This window comes from Holdemanella hominis (assembly GCF_014306155.1).
In the GTDB taxonomy this organism is placed as follows: Bacteria; Bacillota_I; Bacilli_A; order Erysipelotrichales; family Erysipelotrichaceae; genus Holdemanella; species Holdemanella hominis.
On the sequence record NZ_JACRWH010000004.1, the window covers coordinates 77,679 to 96,938 of the forward strand.

Consider the following 19,260-nt stretch of genomic DNA (forward strand, 5'->3'; position numbering starts at 1 on the left):
AAATTGTTATGTTTTTTAATAAATTTTCTTGCAAAAAAATCAGAGTGTGATATTATGCACTAGCTATGACAAATCAGGTATATTTATTTGATAAAATTTCGAATCAAACATTGTATAAAGGAGAGGCTAAGATTGACTTTTCTGGTAATGAAGGTCTATTAGTTTCTTTTAATAATGATACACATCATTTCGAATGGAGAATTTGGAAAAAAGGATTGGTAATTCGTAGTGAATCGGATATTATTGTGAATTTGACACTACGTTTAAATAGTCAAACAAAAGGTCACATAGAAACTGAATTTGGAAAAATAGATTTGGATTGTCATACAAGTCATTATGATGTAGATGAAAATTGTGTAGAAGTTAAATACAGTCTTATACAAGGGAATGAAAAACAAGAATTTCACTTTGTACTATATATAAATAAGGAGGAGACATATGCAGTCAATTGAAGTTGAATTAAAGCAGGCTATTCAAAATGCAGTAAAAAAAGCATTTGATTTAGATTTAGATGTACAAAACATTGTGGTTGAAACACCAAAAAATAAAGATCACGGTGATTTCTCAAGTAATGTTGCGATGCAATTAACTCGTCAATTACACCAGAATCCAAGAATGATTGCACAAAGTATATTAGATACGTTCTCATTGGAAATGGTTTCTAACGTAGAAATTGCAGGACCTGGCTTCTTAAACTTTACATTATCAAAAGACCGTTTTAGTACAGTTATTTCTGAAGTGTTAGCTCAGAAAGAAAACTATGGACAACAGCCAGCTAACGGCATTAAAGTGGATTTGGAATATGTTAGTGCCAATCCAACTGGATCATTACACTTAGGACATGCTCGTGGAGCTGCATGGGGAGACAGTTGTGCTCGTATCATGAAAAAAGCTGGATACGATGTAACTCGTGAATACTATGTGAATGATGCTGGTAATCAGATCACAAACTTAGCATTATCATTAAATGCTCGTTATCGTCAGGCACAAGGAATTCCAACTGAAATTGGTCAGGACGGATACATGGGTAAGGATGTTGAAGAAAAAGGATATGAATTGGCGAAAGAATATCCACAAACATACTTAGAACCAACAGAAGAGAATTTGAAATTCTTCAGAAAAGAAGGAATCAAATTTGAATTAGATAAAATTAGAAAAGACTTAAATCGTTATCGTGTACACTTCGATGTTTGGTCAAGTGAACAAAGCATTCGTGATGCTGGTAAAGTAGAAGCAGCTATCAATGAATTAAACAAAAAAGGATATGTATATGAAAAAGATGGAGCATTGTGGTTTGAAACTACAAAATTTGGAGATGACAAAGATCGTGTTTTAAGAAAACAAGATGGTTCATTAACATATTTGGTTCCAGATATCGCATATCACAACGATAAATGTCAACGTGGATTTGACATGTTGGTTGACTTCTTTGGAGCGGATCACCATGGATATATTCCTCGTTTAAAAGCAAGTATGACAGCATTAGGAAATGATGCGGATAAATTGCATGTTGATATTATCCAGATGGTTCGTTTAGTATCAAATGGTGAAGAAATGAAAATGTCAAAACGTTTAGGAAACGCAACAACAATTAATGAACTATGTGATAAAGTAGGTGTTGATGCAGCTCGTTATTTCTTTGTACAACGTGCATTGGATTCACATTTAGATTTCGATATTGAATTGGCAACTAAGAAATCAAATGAAAACCCAGTTTACTATGCACAATATGCTCATGCTCGTATGTGTTCTATTCAAAAACAGGCACAGGATATTGAATTGGCAACAAGTTTTGAAGATTTGACAAACGAAAAAGAAATTGAATTAATGAAGTCTTTACAAGAATTCAATAAAGTAATCGTTGAAACTGCTCAGTCTCGTCAAGTTCACAAAATGTGTCACTATATTCAAAATTTAGCTAGTAAGTTCCACAGTTTCTATAACGTATGTAAAGTTGTAGATCGTGATAATTTAGAACTAAGTGCACAACGTCTAGCCTTAGTAAAGGCAACACAAATTGTTTTGGCCAACGCATTAGAATGTATTGGTGTTGAAGCCGTTGAATCAATGTAAGTATTAAGAGGAGTTTTATTGAATTATGAAAAAGTCTATGATTGAAGTTGCATATCAAGTATTGACAAATAATAATGGATCTATGCCATTTGTTGATCTTTGGAAAGATGTAAGTCAGGAAATGGGATTTAATCAAACGCAGTTTGAAGATAATATTGCTCAATTTTACACAGATTTATCTTTAGACGGACGTTTCTTGAATATGTCACAAAATACTTGGGATTTGCGTTCACGTCACACGTATTCAGAAAGTGTTATGGATACAGATTCTATCGCAATCGATGAAGATGATGAGGATGAAGAAGATTCAGAATTGATTGAAGATGAATTAGATGAAGTAGAAAAAGAAATTGACGAAGAAGAAAACGAATAAAAAGCGCTCTTTTCACAATAAATTCACTTTGAATTGTTAGAATTAAAGTGGAAAGGAGAAGGAATGCAAGAAAATCTGCATCATGCAGATTTTTTTTCTATGAAAAATTTGATAAACTAGAAGTTGTTAAGGAGAATTTTTATATGTTTAAAAGCATTTCATATGTTATAAAAGAGAATTTTTCAAATGTTTATCGTATTTTCTGTATTGCAAAATATGAATTGTTGTCAGATATGCGAGATTCAAAATTTGGTATTTTTTGGAACTTTGCTTCTCCCGCTATCCAAGTTTTCACATATTGGCTAGTGTTTGGTATTGCCTGGGGAAGAAAAGCTCAGACATACAAAGGTATTACGGTAGAATATTTACCATGGCTTGTTGTGGCATTTAGTGTATGGTGGTATATCCGTCCATGCATTGTAGATGGGTGTTCTGCGGTATTCTCAAAAACCAATGTCATCACAAGAATGAAGTTTCCTGTATCTGTTTTACCGGCAACCGTTTGTTTAAAAGAATTGTTTAATCACTTTGTGATGTTGATTATCACATTTGTCGCTTTAATTTTAAGTGGGTGGTATCCAAATCTAAATTGGTTATGGATCATCTATTATATGTTCTGTGCATTTATGCTTGGAGAAGCGATTTCACTTGTATTATCTGTGCTTACTATGTTGTGGCGTGATGTAAAGAAATTTATTTCTTCAATCATGCGTATGTTGATGTATTTTTCTCCAATCTTATGGGATTGTCATTTTAAACCGGATGTTCCATTTGCGAGTATTCTAAATAAGCTTGTAAAGGTAAATCCAGTTTATTATATTATTCAAGGATATAGAGATGCTGTATTCTATGGAAGAAATGTTTTTGATCATCCTGCAATTACACTTTATTTCTGGTGTTTAGTTTTTGCGATTTTTGCGCTAGGATGCTTTTTGATGTATACCTTCAAAAAGAAATTCATTGATATGATTTAAGGAGGCTTTTATGTCCAAAGAAGAATATGCTGTTGAAGTCGAAAATATTTCAAAAATTTATACTTTAAGAAATAAAAACAATCAATATAAAACAGATAAAAAAGAGTTCTATGCCTTAAAAGATGTATCTTTCAAAGTGAAAAAAGGTGATGTTGTTGGAATTTTGGGAACCAATGGTTCTGGTAAATCAACTTTATCTTTATTGTTGTCAGGAATTTCTGAAATCAATAGTGGTACGATGAAAATTAATGGAGAACAAGCATTGATTGCTATTAACACAGGATTGAACCAACAATTAACAGGACTTGAAAACATCAACGTTAAAGGAGCTTTGATGGGGTTAAGAAAGAAACGTATCCAGGAAATCACGAATGATGTCATTGATTTTGCAGAATTAGGTGATTTCTTATATCAACCAGTTAAAAAATATTCATCAGGTATGAAATCTCGTTTAGGATTTTCCATCTCACTTGCATTAAATCCAGATATTTTTATTGTCGATGAAGCATTAAGTGTTGGTGATAAAGGTTTTGCGAAGAAATGTATGAAACGAATGATGAAATTAAGAGATGAAGAAGGAAAAACAATCTTCTTTATTTCTCACTCGTTAAGTCAGGTTCGTGAATTCTGTAAAACAGGAATGTGGATCGAAGGTGGGCAACTTGTTGAAATGGGAGATATTGACAAGGTTTGTGATGATTATTCGGTTTATGTGGATAAGTTAGAGGCTATGAGTAAAAAAGAAAAGAAAAAATTCTTGGATGAAAAATTTGAGAAGCGATTATTACCTAAAAAAGAAAAGAAGGGCATCGCAAAATTATTTGGTTAATAAAGGAGTTTTAGTGACTCCTTTTCAATTTATCAAAAATAGTTTACAATTACAGTGTTTATATAGGGAGGTTTATAACTCATGAAAACAGTAATAACATATGGAACTTTTGATTTATTTCATGTAGGCCATTTAAATTTATTACGCCGTGCAAAAGAATTAGGGGATTATTTAATTGTAGCGGTAAGTAGTGATGAGTTTAATTTGGGTAAAAATAAAGTTTGTAAGATCAAAGATACAGATCGTATGAAGATTGTAGAAGCTATTAAATATGTCGATAAGGTAATCCCAGAAACAAGTTGGGAACAAAAAATCGAAGATGTTAAAAAATATAATGTAGATGTATTCGTCATGGGTGATGATTGGAAAGGAAAATTTGATTTTTTAAAGGATTATTGTGAAGTTGTTTATTTGCCAAGAACTGAGGGTATCAGTACAACACAGCTGAAAGAGGAATTGAAGGGTTAATATGCGTACTATCAGTATTATCCTTCCTTTTTTTAAGTACAAACATTACTTTAAAGAATGTCTACAAAACTTAGCACAAAGTACATTTAAAGATTTTGAATTGATTGTCGTATTAGATCATCCAACTGAAGATATTGACGATTTATTAGAAGAATATAATTCTATTTTTGATATGCGCGTTTATACATTGCCAGAAGGTGTAACAGGTGTAGCTGCATGTCGAAATGTTGGAATTCAACAAGCTAAAGGTGCCTACCTCTACTTTTTAGATAGCGATGACTATGTTTTAGAAGATACTCTACAAAACATGATCAAAGCTATGGATCATGATGTAGATATGGTTTATGGTAAATTGAATCACACTTGGAATAACAAGGCCAATTATCTTCATAAAGTAGAAAATAAAGAAGTAGATGAAGAAGATCAAGAAGAAAGGGAGCAACGTCGCTTAAATAAGCTTTCTAATTTTGTTTCATTCGCATCCTATGAAAAAGATGAGCAGCAAGCTCATGCTATTTTCTATACAATGGACAATCGTAGAGGTATCCGAACTTTTACTGTATTAGGCAATTTGTATAGTCGTGATTTTGTCGTTCGAAATAATTTTAAATTTAATGAGGACTTCAGATATTACAGTGATATGACGTTTATGTGTCCTCTATTAGAAAAGCTAAATACAGCTTTAAGAGTGGAAAATGCGATTTATGTAAAACGTAAACACAATGATCCAATTAACGAACCTGCTTTGAGTCAGGAAGAAAATGACAATCGTTTTAATGAAAGATGTGATGCGGTTGAATATACACGTATACTTTTAAAAGAAGAGGGTGTTGTGCGTTTTTGTTTAGATCGTAAAATTGTATCTTACTTTGTATCTAAAATGTCTAAACGAATCCGTCGCAGCCAAGATGATCTATGGCGTACAGACTATTTTGAAAGAATTGCTAAAACAATCGATGGCATTCGTCCAGAAGTGATGAATCGATATAAGCGTAATTCGAAAAAGATGGTGGCTTGTTTACAGAATCGTGATTTAAAGGGAGTACAAAGCTGTGTTCGAAGAAAATTAGGAATTAAAAAATTCTTTAGAGTCTTCAAAAATAAGAATGTATTATTTAAATTAGCTTATTATCACATTTATTCAAAAAAACCAATTCAAGATAATGTGATTCTGTTCGAGACATTCATGGCTAAAAACTATTCGGACAGTCCAAAATATATTTATGAATACATTGCCAAAAATTATCCAGGAAAATACAAGTGTGTATGGGCATTGAATGATGGTCATGAAGTTCCTTATGGAGCGGAAGTCGTAAAACGTTTTTCATTCAAATATGCTTATTATCTAGCTATAAGTAAATATTTTGTATTTAATGTAAGACAACCATTGTGGTATCGCAAAAGAGAAGGACAAGTATTTGTTGAAACTTGGCATGGCACACCATTGAAACGTCTTGTATTTGATCAAGAAGAAGTAACTTCTGCATCACCAAAATATAAACAGCAGTTCTATCGTCAAAGACAAGAATGGGATTATTTAGTGAGTGCCAATCCTTTTAGTACGAAAACATTTAGAAGCTGTTTTATGTATGAAGGCAAGATGCTTGAATATGGATATCCAAGAAATGATATTTTATATTGGCCCAACAAAGATGAAATTGCGAAAGACCTAAGAAAGAAACTAGGTATTTCAGAAGATAAGAAAACAATTTTATATGCTCCGACATGGCGTGATGATGAGCACTATGGAAAAGGGGAGTACAAATTTACGTTGGCTTTAGATTTGAAGTTGATGATGGAAAAATTATCGGATGAATATGTTGTTTTATTAAGAACACACCACTATATCGCAGATAACATCGATACAACAGGTCTTGAAGGCTTTGTGTACAATTTAAGTAAATATGATGATATCAGTGAAATCTATTTGATCAGTGATATTTGTATCACGGATTACTCAAGTGTATTCTTTGACTTTGCGAACTTAAAACGACCAGTACTTTTCTATACATATGATATTGAAAAGTATAAAAATCAGTTACGTGGATTCTATATTGATATGAATACAGAAGTTCCTGGTCCACTATTGTATACGAGTGAAGAAGTTGTGGATGCGATTTTGAATATTGATCAAATAAATGAAGAATATAAAGAACGTTACGAAGAATTCTACAAACGTTTCTGTTGCTACGACGATGGAAATGCGTCAAAGCATATTGTAGAAGAAGTATTTAAGTAAAAAAAGGAGAGGATAGCCATGTTGATAAAGCTTTTAAGACCATTTAAAAAGTTTGCAGGAAAATGCATTCGCTTGGCATATAAATTAACCTATCGTTTATTTAAAGTAGATGATAAGCTTGCCATATTTATATCGTTCCATGGTCGTGGCTATTCGGATAATCCTAAAGCTATTTATGAACAAATGAGGCAAGATCCACGATTTGTTGGATACCGTTTTATTTGGTTTATAAAAAATCATAAAGAAAAGAATATTCATATTGAAGGAGCTGAAATAAAGGAATATTTCAGCATTCCTTATTTTTATTATTTGTCCAAGGCAAAATTATGGGTAGTGAACTGCAAATTACCTACATATATCTTTAAAAAGGAAAATCAGGTTTACCTACAAACATGGCATGGAACACCATTAAAGCGATTAGCTCATGATATTGATGTGAGTGAAGATACTACATTTTATCGTTCAGGTGTCAGTTATGAACAGATGTGCAATTCCTATGATGTAGATGTCGTAAGATACAATTATATGATCAGTCCAAATGCCTTCTGTACGAAAGTTTTTCAAACATCTTTCCAAATCAATAGAGAAAGATTGATTGAAACAGGATATCCTAGAAATGATTTTATTTCGAATGCGACAAAAGAAGAATGTGATGCGATCAAGAATAAGTATCATTTGCCTATAGATAAAAAAATTGTATTGTATGCACCAACATGGAGAGATAATTCTTATGTTTCAGCAGGATATACTTTTGAATTGAAGGCAAACTTTAGAAAATGGAAAGAAATTTTAGGTGAAGATACAATTGTTGTATTTAAGCCACACTATCTAATCATTAATACCTTCAAAGATGATCCAGAATTAGATGGATTTTTGTATTCCATTCCTGCTCAAGCAGAAATCAATGAATTGTATGTGATTAGTGATGTATTGATTACGGACTATTCAAGCGTCTTCTTTGATTATGCGATATTGAAAAGACCCATCTATTTTTATATGTATGATTTAAAAGAATATGCGACAGACTTAAGAGGATTCTATTTAGATATTCATAAGGACATTCCAGGCAAAATTTATATGGATGAAGAAACATTGTTGATGGATATTAAAAATGAAGTTTATGACTATTCTAAATTGAATGATTTTAATCTTTATTTTAATAACCATGAAGATGGAAATGCTTCTAAAAGAGTAGTAGATATCTTATATAAGGCGGTGCAATAAAATGGGATTAAGCAAAATAATCTTAAATGTTGCCTTATGGGTCGTGGACGTTTTAACTTTTTATGTACATCCTAAAAAAAATCGAATTACTTTTATTAGTTTAACACAAAGTGAATTGTCAGGTGATTTTAAACTCATCGATAAACAATTACGTCACGAAAATAAGTATGATATTCATTATATATTATTAAAGTTTGAAAAAAATCTATGGGGTGATTTTAAATATTTCTTGAATTGTTTAAAACAGTTAGTTGAAATAAAAAAATCAAGTCTTGTGATTTTAAACGACAATAACTATGTGATTAGTCATATGAAACCAACCAATGTCAAAGTGCTACAAGTTTGGCACGCGTGTGGAGCCGTGAAAAAATTTGGTAATCAAATCAAAAGACAATATCCTGTACGTAATTACGATTATGTTCTATGTAATGCTGAATATTGGAAGGAACCATATTCACAAGCTTTTGGGGTAAATACAAATCAAGTGTTAGTGACTGGAATGCCAAGAATTGATACTTTATTAAATAGAAATGAAAGAGATGAGTTCTTTTTGAAATATCCAGAATTAAAAGATAAGAAATTATGTTTGTATGCACCTACTTTTAGGGGTAACATTATCGATGGTTTTAAAATTCAGTCTTTTGATTTCACAAAAGTAAAAGATTACGTGGTTCTATATAAATTTCATCCATTGCTTGGAGATATTCAATGTAATGGTGGAGTGAACATGAATAAGGAAGACTTGTATACATTGATGCAAGTGAGCGATTGTTTGATTTCGGATTATTCAAGCGTAATATTTGATTACTCTTTATTAAATAAGCCAATGATTAGTTACATTCCTGATGTAAAAGAATATAAACATAATATTGGATTGAACATTGATTTTGATGATTTTCCAGGACCTGTATGTACAGATGAAGATCAACTCGTCAAGGCGTTAGAATTTAAAGATTATGATTATGATAAATTGTCTTATTTCCAAATAAAGTACATGGTATATACGGATGGAAAAAATACAAGTCGAGTCATCGATACAATTAATCAGATTATGGAAGAGGTATAGGCCCTCTTCTTTTTTCACATCAATAATGAAAATAATTACATTTTAACTTGAAAATAAATGTAAATCATAGTATTATACAGTCAACGCATTGATATGGAAGAGTAATTCACTACGTTTTAGCCTAGAGAGATATTGTTTGGTGGAAAATATCGTAAAGCTAGAGAATGAAAATCACCATGGAGTGGCTATAGCGATAATGTAGTTATAGACGTAAGTCTTACGATATAAAGACTAGATGTGATAGCATCGATGAGGGCATTCATTAGAATGAATTAGAGTGGTACCGCGGAAGAATAAGATTATTATTACCTTTCGTCTCTGAAGTTGTTAATTAGGCAACAAGAGACGGAAGGTTTTTTTGTTGCAGAAAGGGAGAATTTGAGAATGAAAAAGAAAGAGAACACAAAATTGAATCGATCATGGATGGCTGCATTTTCAGTGGCCACAACCGCATTTGCAGCACACGCAGGTGGAGGATTTGCGACAGGAAATCAGGAAAACACATGGTTTGTTAGTTTAGGGTGGCCAGCTATTGTTGGGGTTGCCGTTGCGATGTTACTTTTATCTATGACAATTCGTGAAGGCCAGATTATGATGAATTCAAGAGGATTAAAAACGTATAAAGAACTATTTGAATGTTTATATCATCCATTTGATAAATTAGAATTATTATTTGAATTATTCTTTAATATCATGGTTTTAATGGTTGTTGCATCATGTATCTCTGGTGCAGCCAGTGCATTAACCCAATACTTTGGATTGAATTACTATCTAGGAACATTTGTGATTGGCCTTGTTGTATTATTCTTAACAATTTTTGGCGTAGATTTGATTCGTAGAGCAAGTACATATATGGGTGTAGTAATCTTAGTACTAGCTGTTTCTATTTATACAGTAGGTTTATTAAATGGACACAATTTGTTAGATGTTATGCGTGTTGATTTTTCAGTACATGGGTGGAGTCAACTTCCAAAAGCAGTTTGGAACGGTGTTACTTATTCAGCTTTCCAATGGGTTACAGTACCAGCTATCTTAGTTTGTGGAACAAGTGTTTTAAAAACAAAACAAGATTGTGATCGCTCAATGGCATTAACATTCACATTAAATATGTTAGGATTAGGTCTTGCCGTATTAATGTTACTTTGTTGGCAACACTATTATTTGACTCAGCCAAACGGAACAACTTTACCAACGTTAACAACATTAAAATCATTTGGAGCAAATTGGCTTGTAGCACTATATGGATTGGTATTATTCTTATGTTTGATCTCAAGTGCAGTTTGTGTCATCTTTGGATTTGTGAATCGCTTTGAAAATGTGAAATTCCTTCAAAAAGTTGAAAATGTACCTGTACGTAGAGCTTTAGTTTCTGCATTCATCATGGTAGTTTCTATGGGAATCTCATTTGTAGGACTAACAAACGTTGTTAAGTATGGCTATGGATATTGTGGATATCTAGGTATCGCCATCATCATCGTCCCATTGTTGACAGTAGGATTCTATAAGAATCGTAAATTCATGAAAGAAAATGCACAAGATGCAAAAGTTTCTTTTGAAGAAGCATACGAAAAAAATTAGACGGGAAATCAATTTCCCGTCTTTATTTCTTCCATTTTCTCATCAAGTGTCTTACAAATCTTGGCACACTCTAGTAATTCTTTATCAATTTCATCTAAGCGTTCTTTTGATAAGTTCTTTTTATAGCGAATCTTGTGTTCTAGACTTGCCCAGAAATCCATCGCAATGGTTCTAAATTGTACTTCTACCTTAACCCATTTTTTCTCATCTGATAAAAAGATAGGGATTTCTACAATTAGGTGAAGACTACGATATCCATTTTCTTTAGGATTTTGAATATAATCTTTTTTTTCAATCAAGCGCACATCATCTTGGCTAAGAAAAGAGTTGGCCAAAGAATAAATATCTTCTGTAAAAGAGCAAATAACTCGAACACCGGCAATATCAAATAGGTTGTTTTCAATGTTTGGGATGGTTAAAGCAAGATTCTTTTTTTGAAGCTTTTTAAGAATGCTAGATTGCGATTTAATACGCGTATGAATCGATTCAATGGGATTGCGATCATAGAATAGGGAGAATTGTTCGTTAAGAACTTTAAATTTAGTTTCCACTTCCATTAACGCGCAATTATAATAGGTCATCATTTGACGATAGGGAAGAGTACTTTCTTCTACAAAATCCGTAAAAGCATCAACTAATTTCAAATTTGCCATAATTACTCCTTGAATGTGACTTCAATCGTATAATCATCTGTATCTGGGATAATGGAAATGATCTCTTTAATACTTTTTTCTGTGTTCTTTTGAGCCGTTTTCATTAAACCCTTTTTCTTAGCTTCAGATAAAGCCTTCTCTTTTTGTTCAACCGCAAAAGCTTTATAGTCACTCACACTGATTGGATTAAAAATATTTTTTGTTTCATCATAGACTTCAATACTTGATTCATCGATTGAATTTGAAAGAACAGTTGGCTTATTAACTGTCGCATAAATAGTAGAATCGTTGATCTCTACATTTGCCTTAGATAAATCTGTACCTAATTGAATGTCCCCTTCAAATGTTAGTATGAAGTATTTGTTTGTCAAAGGAATGGACCAGCCATTCAGACTTAAAGAATTTTCAAATTTTCCTACTTTCGCATAATGATATTTTGTGGTTACCAAATCACTTGCCTGTTCAATTCGATTCTGAATTAATGTCGATGTGATTTCAGGTTCCGTTTGTTTGTTCGCAAAGAACATACCGCTTACAAAGGCAATTAAGATAAAGACAACAACAAATAAAACTTTCTTTAAATTTTTCATAAGTGACCTCCTCATTAAAATTGTATCATAAATGAATAAAGTAAATAAACCGACATACATAGTGTCAAATTATTGAGTATAGTAAAAACACGACGGAAACGATTATATGTTATAATGGATAGCGTGGAGGGTTTTCATGACTAAAGTAGAATTTCAGAAGGCTTGTTTAGAAGCCGGTATCCAATTAAATGAAGAACAAATGAATCAATTTGAAAAATATATGCAGCTTCTTGTTGAATGGAATGAGAAGATGAACTTAACGGCAATCACACAGGAAGAAGAAGTATGGGAGAAACATTTTTATGATTCAATCATGCCGTTTTCAAATATTAAATTTGAAACAATGTGTGATATTGGCTCAGGCGCAGGATTTCCAGGCATCCCTGTAAAAATTGCATTTCCACATGTTCATATGACTTTGGTGGAACCATTACAAAAGCGTTGTCGTTTTTTAAATGAAGTGAAAACTCAATTGAACTTGGATAATCTCGATATATTAAATGTTCGAGCTGAAGATTTGGCAAAAGAAAAACGTGAATGTTTCGACGTGGTCAGTGCGCGTGCGGTTGCTAAACTATCTATTTTATTAGAACTTTGTGTTCCTTTTGTGAAGATGGATCATACTATGGTGGCTTTAAAAGGTAAGAATGGTCACGAAGAGTTGATCAATGCGCAAAAGGCAATTGATACATTAGGTGTTGAATTGATTGATGAAGAAAAATTTATGATTGAAGAGGATGCAACACGCATTAATTTATATTTTAAAAAGGTAAAACATACGCCAAATAAATATCCTAGAGCGTATGGGCAAATCAAGAAAAAACCTTTGGAGGGTTGAGTATGGGAAAAGTTATCGCAATTTCGAATCAAAAAGGTGGAGTAGGTAAAACTACAACATCGATAAATTTAGCAAGCGGACTTGCACATGTAGGAAAAAAAGTATTGTTGATTGATTTCGATTCGCAGGGAAATGCCACGCAAGGATTAAATGCAAATCAAAATAATTCACAAGCTACGATTCACTCTGTATTAATGGAGGGAGTTCCTATTCAGCAGGCCATCGTACCTAAAATGAATCCAAGAATCGATATTGTTCCAGCCAACATTAATTTAGCTGGAGCTGATTTAGATATGGATAAGATGGAAGCCGGTAAAGAAGAATTGTTGAAAAAAGCCATTGCTCCTATTCGAGATCAATATGATTACATTATTATTGATTGTCCACCATCACTTGGACTATTGAATACCAATGCATTGACAGCAGCTGACAGTATTTTGATTCCAGTACAGTGTGAATATTATGCATTGGAAGGAGTTACGCAGTTGTTGATCACAATTCGTCTTGTCCAAAGAACAAGTAACCGAAATTTAAAAATTGAAGGTATTTTATTAACAATGTTTGATATTCGTACAAGATTAAGTGTAGAAGTTTCGCAGGATGTGCGTCAAACTTTTGGCAAGCTTGTATATCAAAATTCTATTCCGAGAAATGTAAAATTATCGGAAGCACCTAGCCGTGGCATGTCTATTTTTGAATATGATCCAAAAAGTACAGGAGCCAAGGCATATGCTGGTTTAACTGAAGAAGTACTAAAACGTAATTCAAGGGAGGCATAGCTATGGATAACAAAAATAATGCTCGTTTAGGAAAAGGATTGTCCAGTATTTTTGGGCAAGATGTTTCTAAAGTATTAGATGATATTCAAAATGGAGATATGGAAGTTGAAAGACAGGAACAGTCAAAAATTCCTGTGGATGAGATTCGTCCAAATCCATATCAGCCTCGTAAAGTATTTAATGATGAAGCTTTAAAAGAATTAAGTTCATCAATTAAGCAACATGGTGTGTTTACGCCGATTCTAGTAAAAAAAAGTATTCAAGGATATGATTTGATTGCCGGTGAAAGAAGATTAAGAGCTTCAAAACTTGCCGGATTAAAAGATATTCCAGCTATCATTGTTGATTTTGATGATCAGGAAATGATGGAAATTGCTTTGTTGGAGAATATTCAACGTGAAGATCTAAATGTAATAGAAGAAGCAAAAGCGTATGAAAAATTAATTCAACGATTAGGATATACACAAGAACAGTTAGCTCATCGTGTCGGAAAATCACGTGAACATATCACAAACTTATTGCGATTGTTAAAACTTCCAGAAGATGTCCAGGAATACGTTGTGAGTAAACAATTAAGTATGGGGCATGTACGAGCTTTACTCGGCCTTAAGACAGAGGCAAATATGCGTAAAGTTGCTAAACAGGCTATTGATCAAGGTTTATCTGTTCGTAAAGTAGAACAAATTGTAAAAGACACAAACAATAAAAAAACGATAGAAAAGCCAAAAGAAGATATTTATGTGAAGGCAGCTAAAGAAAAGCTTCAGGAATTCTTTCAAACATCGGTATCTATCAGTAAAAACGCTATTTCTATTCATTATGAAAATAAAGAAGACTTAAATCGAGTGCTAGAATTATTGAATCTAGTCGAAGAAGAGTAAGTCTTCTTTTTTTGACAAATGTTCTGTTTTTTGTATAATATTCATTATTCATGGAGATGTAGTAAAAAAAATAGCGCCAGGACTAAGTATTTAGTTGACGAGGACCAGACTTATCGAAAGATTCGGCGGGTAGTCTGGAGGTTGATACAACCTTTAACGATGGACAAAACCAATGTGTGAACATTGAACAAAGCCATTTGGTATCCTCCATGATAATAATTTATAGGAGGATTTTTTATAATGTGTGGAATCACAGCGTACGCAGGTAAAGAGAGTGCTTTACCATTTTTATTGCAGGGTTTAGAAAAACTCGAATATCGAGGATACGACTCTGCAGGCGTGACTCTCGTTTCGAATCACCATCTAGAAACGTATAAGGCGAAGGGGCGTCTTACAAATTTAAAGGAATTGTTGAGTGAAAAAGAACATCCTGAACATACAGGAATTGGACATACACGTTGGGCAACACATGGTGTTCCAAGTAATATGAATTCACATCCTCATACAAATGAGAGTGAAACAATTTCAATCGTGCATAATGGAATCATTGAAAACTATGCATCAATCAAGGAATGTTTATTAGAACAAGGATATACATTCCAGTCACAGACGGATAGTGAAGTTATTGTTCATATGTTGGATTACTATTATCAAGGCGATATGATGTACGCTTTAAAAAAATGTGTGCAATACCTTCAAGGTAGTTTTGCGCTATGTGTAGTTTGTACAGATTATCCTGACTGCGTTTTTGTCGCAAAAAAAGAAAGTCCAATGATTTTAGGAAAAACAGATACATCTGCATTTTGTGCAAGTGATATTCCAGCTGTGTTAGATTACACAAAAGATATTTGCGCTTTAGAAGATGGACAGATGGCCGTATTAAGACCCGGAAGTATTGAAGTCTATGATTTCTTTGGGGATTCCGTTTCAACAACTTGGATGCATATCTCATATGATGCTTGTGCAGCTCAAAAAGGTGGATATGATACTTTTATGCAGAAGGAAATGCATGAACAACCGTATGTGATCAAAGAAACATTGAGAGCTCATATTGAAAATAATTTGGCTATGCCAGAATTATCTGGTTTAGATGTTTCAAAAATCAATCAAATTTATTATGTTGCGTGTGGAACTGCTTACCATGCGAGTTTGTATGCTCAATACTTATTGCGCACATGGATTGATTTACCAATTTACTGCATTAGTGCAAGTGAATTTAGATATGGCAACTATCGTGTCAATGAAAATACGCTATGTATTTTTGTTTCACAATCTGGAGAAACAGCAGATACTTTGGCAGCATTAAAACTTTCGAAAGAAAACAAAGCACAAACACTGACTGTGACAAATGTATTAGGTTCTAGTTTAGCTCGATTATCTGATTACGTTTTATATACTTGTGCTGGACCAGAAATTGCGGTCGCAAGTACAAAAGCTTATACAACACAACTTGTGCTGTTGGCATGTCTATGTTTAAAGTTAGCGTCTTTATTTAACAAGGGTGTGGCATGTAAAAATCATATGATCAATCAGTTGAAACAAATGCCAGATGTAGTTGAACAAATGCTTGCGCAAGAAGAAAAAATGGCTGAATTTGCTAAACTATTAACGAATCAAAAAGATGCCTACTTTATTGGTAGACAATTGGATTATTTAAGTGTTTTAGAAGGGGCGTTGAAACTAAAAGAAGTTTCGTATGTGCATGCCGATGCATATATGGCTGGTGAATTGAAACATGGTCCAATCGCATTAATTGAAAAAGATACAGTTGTGATTGCGTTAGCTACGCAGCCTAGTGTTGCACAGAAGACAATTTCGAATATTTTGGAAACGGTTGCTCGAGGAGCCAAGGTCATTTTGATTGCTTCACAAAGCCAAAATACGGAAGGCTTTGAGTATGTGATTCGCATTCCAGATGTAGATCCATTACTAAGTTGTATTCCGGCAACAGTTTTATTGCAGGAATTAGCTTACTATGTCGCAAAAGAAAAAGGTTGCGATGTAGATAAACCTCGTAACCTTGCGAAAAGTGTAACTGTAGAATAATTATTCTTTAATTTCAGTGATGATATAGTGAATGGTTTGATCTAAACCATGCTCAGATAAATATTTTAATAAATGATGGATGAGGGCGTCTGTTTCCGGATGAATCAGAATTTTACCTCGTCCATTTTCATAATATTCAAGTGCACTAGAGTCTGTGTATTTTTCTTTTTGATAGATCATACTTGCAGCAACTCGATCGCAAAACATTTCGATGACATAGTTTGTAGGCATTTTACATGCATAAATGCCATCTACTCCAAAATCAAGCCAATATTCCCAATGATGTTTGTTTCTTCCTTTATGATGTAGCCAACCTAATGAATAACCTTTTTCTTCTTTCTCGGCATCAATAGGAGAACGAAAACCTTGATAATAGTGAAAACCTGTTTTTAATTCAATATAAGAGTATTTGCTTAAATCATGGAGTAAACCTTGTTTATATAGGTGACAACGAAAACAAAGCCAAGTAACTTTTAACTTGTGCTTGTTGATCGTATGTAAATGGGCTAATGCTTTATTCATAAATTCACTTCTTTCTTGATTATTTTAGCATAGAATAAGAAAACCATTCTAGTGTAGGCATCTAGAATGATTCCTTTTTGTTTATTATTTTTAAAGAGAGAAATGAATAAATGAGGATGGGATTTTAAATTGAACCAGATTTTCATAATTTACATAAAATCTAGTGCTTATAGACAAATGTTTGCGAAAGAAATACGAAAAACCAAATGAAAGCGAATACAATGAAAACGCATGATATAAAGACAAAATGCTATGTTTTGTTCATGAAAAATATACATAAATGTAAAATTGTATGTAAATTTCTTTCTTAAACCCTTGAAAATGTGTTTCTAGCATAGTATAATTTCATCACACATAGTGAGCAAACTATAGGAGGAAAGAGAAATGAATAAACAAAGAATTGTTGCTGGTTTAGCATCTGTAGCAATGGCTTCTACTTTAGTAGCATGTTCAGGCGGATCTAGCAGTGACGCAAAAACATTAACAGTATCTGTAAACCAAAGTTTAACTGGACAGTTTACACCTCAATATGCATCAAGTGCTTATGATCAATATGTAGTAAACTTATGCTACGAATCAATGTTAAAGTACAATGCTGATAACGAATTGGAACCAGTATTGGCTAAAGATTTACCAGAAGTAAGTGAAGATGGTTTAACATTAACTTACAAATTGGAAAAAGGACACAAATTCAGTGATGGTACTGAAGTAACTGCAAAAGACGTTAAATTTACATTCACAACATTAGCTGACCCAAGCTATACTGGTCCTAATGGTGGTGGAATGGATAACATCGTTGGATATAAAGAATATAATAGCGGAGCTGCTAAAGAATTAACTGGTGTTGAAACTCCAGATGATTATACAGTTGTATTCCACTTGGTATCACCTCAAATCGATGCAGTCTCATCATTTGGTACAATGGGAATCACAAGTGCTGATCATTACTCAAAATACAAACAAGGTAATGTAAAAGTTGTTGAAAAGAACCAAGAAGAATCATGTGGTTCTGGTGCTTACCAATTAAAGAGCTATGATAAAGCAAGTGGAGCTTCATTTGTTCGTAATGAAGAATTCAAACCTGAAAAGGGACAATACCAAGTAGATCGTATTGTTATGAAGAAAACAGATGTAACTACAGAAGTTTCTGAATTGAAAAAAGGAACAGTTGATTTAATTCCAGAAGTAATTGAAACAAATAAAGTTAGTGAAGCGAGTCAAGCTGACAACATGGCATTCAACTACTATACTCGTAGTGCTGTTGGTTTCGTAGCTTTGAACGCTAACAATGGAGCTACAGCTGACAAAGCAGTTCGTCAAGCATTGATGTATGCGACAGATCGCCAAGGATTCTGTGATTCATACTTCGGATGGGATAAAAAAGCAAGTGACGAAGTTAAAAAAGTTAAAGGTGGATATGTACCAGCTGCATACTGGAATCCAGCATCAGTAAACTTTGGCGCAGTTGTTCGTAATGAAGAAACAATCGATGGATTAAATACTTATGCATTTGACATGGATAAAGCGAACCAAGTATTAGATGAAGCTGGTTGGGTTCGTGGTGCTGATGGAATCCGTGAAAAAGACGGACAAAAATTAGAAATCAAATTCTTATTGTCAGAAGGTAACTCAGTACTTGAAACTTTAATTCCTATTGTTAAGAAAACTTGGGGAGATTTAGGTGTTGATCTAAAACAAACTACAGTTGATTTCTCTACATTATTAAGTAACATTCAAGATACTAGTCACGATAGTGAGTGGAATATGTGTTTCTTAGCTACTAGTTTCACAAATAACCAAGATAGTTCAGCTAATGATTCATATTCAAATGATCCAGAAAACATGGCTGTAAATAACTACTCTCGTATCAATGATCAAGCATTGATTGATCAATTGACAAAAGCTCGTGCTGATTCTGATGAAAAACAATCAAAAGTTGATTATGCTGAAGCTATGAAGATGGCTGCTGATGATGCAGGATACATGCCAGTTTACTCAGGTATGATGTTCAACCTTTACAATAAGAAAGTTGACTTGACTGGAACAGGAACATTGCGTAACTGGTCTCAATCAATGGATACAATTACTGTAAAATAATTTAAAATTTGCACAAAGGTGTGTTAAAAT

18 protein-coding genes and 1 other annotated feature are annotated in these 19,260 nt (G+C 33.2%); of the genes, 15 read left to right on the top strand and 3 right to left on the bottom strand.

Annotated features, from left to right (window positions below):
* Nucleotides 1-65 precede the first annotated feature (65 nt).
* The 10 genes from H8911_RS02370 (at nt 66) to H8911_RS02415 (ending at nt 10,824) form a co-directional block, all read left to right on the top strand.
* Complete coding sequence (locus H8911_RS02370; protein WP_117924477.1) at nt 66-452, top strand: DUF1934 family protein; 387 nt, start codon at nt 66-68, stop codon at nt 450-452.
* Nucleotides 439-2,073 (top strand): arginine--tRNA ligase, encoded by a 1,635-nt coding sequence (gene argS / locus H8911_RS02375; RefSeq protein WP_117924479.1) that lies wholly within the window; start codon nt 439-441, stop codon nt 2,071-2,073. Before H8911_RS02370 ends, argS begins: the two co-directional genes overlap by 14 nt.
* A gap of 25 nt (nt 2,074-2,098) precedes the next feature.
* Entirely contained in the window at nt 2,099-2,446 is a 348-nt protein-coding gene (gene rpoE, locus H8911_RS02380; RefSeq protein WP_186998593.1) for a DNA-directed RNA polymerase subunit delta, read from the top strand.
* 143 nt (nt 2,447-2,589) lie between these two features.
* A complete protein-coding gene (locus tag H8911_RS02385; RefSeq protein WP_117924483.1) occupies nt 2,590-3,420 on the top strand; it encodes an ABC transporter permease in 831 nt (276 codons plus the stop codon).
* A 10-nt stretch (nt 3,421-3,430) separates the two neighbouring features.
* The gene (locus H8911_RS02390; protein ID WP_154555299.1) at nt 3,431-4,249 is read left to right on the top strand and encodes an ABC transporter ATP-binding protein; all 819 of its coding nucleotides are present in this window, start codon (nt 3,431-3,433) and stop codon (nt 4,247-4,249) included.
* Nucleotides 4,250-4,330: 81 nt separating this feature from the next.
* A complete protein-coding gene (gene tagD, locus H8911_RS02395) occupies nt 4,331-4,717 on the top strand; it encodes a glycerol-3-phosphate cytidylyltransferase (protein WP_040466417.1) in 387 nt (128 codons plus the stop codon).
* A gap of 1 nt (nt 4,718) precedes the next feature.
* Nucleotides 4,719-6,956: a CDP-glycerol:glycerophosphate glycerophosphotransferase gene (locus tag H8911_RS02400; protein ID WP_186998594.1), complete on the top strand. Its 2,238-nt coding sequence runs from the start codon at nt 4,719-4,721 to the stop codon at nt 6,954-6,956.
* A gap of 18 nt (nt 6,957-6,974) precedes the next feature.
* Nucleotides 6,975-8,180, top strand: a complete 1,206-nt coding sequence (locus H8911_RS02405; RefSeq protein WP_186998595.1) for a CDP-glycerol glycerophosphotransferase family protein — start codon at nt 6,975-6,977, stop codon at nt 8,178-8,180.
* A gap of 1 nt (nt 8,181) precedes the next feature.
* Entirely contained in the window at nt 8,182-9,246 is a 1,065-nt protein-coding gene (locus tag H8911_RS02410) for a CDP-glycerol glycerophosphotransferase family protein (protein ID WP_186998596.1), read from the top strand.
* A gap of 79 nt (nt 9,247-9,325) precedes the next feature.
* Nucleotides 9,326-9,569, top strand: a binding site (T-box leader).
* 61 nt (nt 9,570-9,630) lie between these two features.
* The gene (locus H8911_RS02415) at nt 9,631-10,824 is read left to right on the top strand and encodes a YkvI family membrane protein (RefSeq protein ID WP_117924493.1); all 1,194 of its coding nucleotides are present in this window, start codon (nt 9,631-9,633) and stop codon (nt 10,822-10,824) included.
* Nucleotides 10,825-10,832: 8 nt separating this feature from the next.
* Here H8911_RS02415 and H8911_RS02420 read toward each other — a convergent pair whose 3' ends face one another.
* Nucleotides 10,833-11,477: a GTP pyrophosphokinase gene (locus H8911_RS02420; RefSeq protein WP_117924495.1), complete on the bottom strand. Its 645-nt coding sequence runs from the start codon at nt 11,475-11,477 to the stop codon at nt 10,833-10,835.
* A gap of 2 nt (nt 11,478-11,479) precedes the next feature.
* Complete coding sequence (locus tag H8911_RS02425; RefSeq protein WP_186998597.1) at nt 11,480-12,067, bottom strand: DUF4230 domain-containing protein; 588 nt, start codon at nt 12,065-12,067, stop codon at nt 11,480-11,482.
* A 136-nt stretch (nt 12,068-12,203) separates the two neighbouring features.
* Here H8911_RS02425 and rsmG point away from each other — a divergent pair, with 136 nt between their 5' ends.
* The 4 genes from rsmG to glmS all read left to right on the top strand — a co-directional run bounded on the left by rsmG (nt 12,204) and on the right by glmS (nt 16,611).
* Entirely contained in the window at nt 12,204-12,905 is a 702-nt protein-coding gene (gene rsmG, locus H8911_RS02430; RefSeq protein ID WP_117924499.1) for a 16S rRNA (guanine(527)-N(7))-methyltransferase RsmG, read from the top strand.
* 2 nt (nt 12,906-12,907) lie between these two features.
* Nucleotides 12,908-13,684, top strand: coding sequence for a ParA family protein (locus tag H8911_RS02435; protein ID WP_117924501.1), 777 nt, complete (start codon nt 12,908-12,910; stop codon nt 13,682-13,684).
* A 2-nt stretch (nt 13,685-13,686) separates the two neighbouring features.
* Complete coding sequence (locus H8911_RS02440; protein ID WP_117924503.1) at nt 13,687-14,565, top strand: ParB/RepB/Spo0J family partition protein; 879 nt, start codon at nt 13,687-13,689, stop codon at nt 14,563-14,565.
* Nucleotides 14,566-14,805: 240 nt separating this feature from the next.
* The gene (glmS, locus tag H8911_RS02445; RefSeq protein WP_186998598.1) at nt 14,806-16,611 is read left to right on the top strand and encodes a glutamine--fructose-6-phosphate transaminase (isomerizing); all 1,806 of its coding nucleotides are present in this window, start codon (nt 14,806-14,808) and stop codon (nt 16,609-16,611) included.
* Here glmS and H8911_RS02450 read toward each other — a convergent pair whose 3' ends face one another.
* Nucleotides 16,612-17,133: a DUF5662 family protein gene (locus H8911_RS02450; RefSeq protein WP_117924507.1), complete on the bottom strand. Its 522-nt coding sequence runs from the start codon at nt 17,131-17,133 to the stop codon at nt 16,612-16,614.
* A gap of 384 nt (nt 17,134-17,517) precedes the next feature.
* Between H8911_RS02450 and H8911_RS02455 the strand changes: the two genes are divergently transcribed.
* Entirely contained in the window at nt 17,518-19,230 is a 1,713-nt protein-coding gene (locus H8911_RS02455; protein WP_186998599.1) for an ABC transporter substrate-binding protein, read from the top strand.
* Nucleotides 19,231-19,260: the final 30 nt, after the last annotated feature.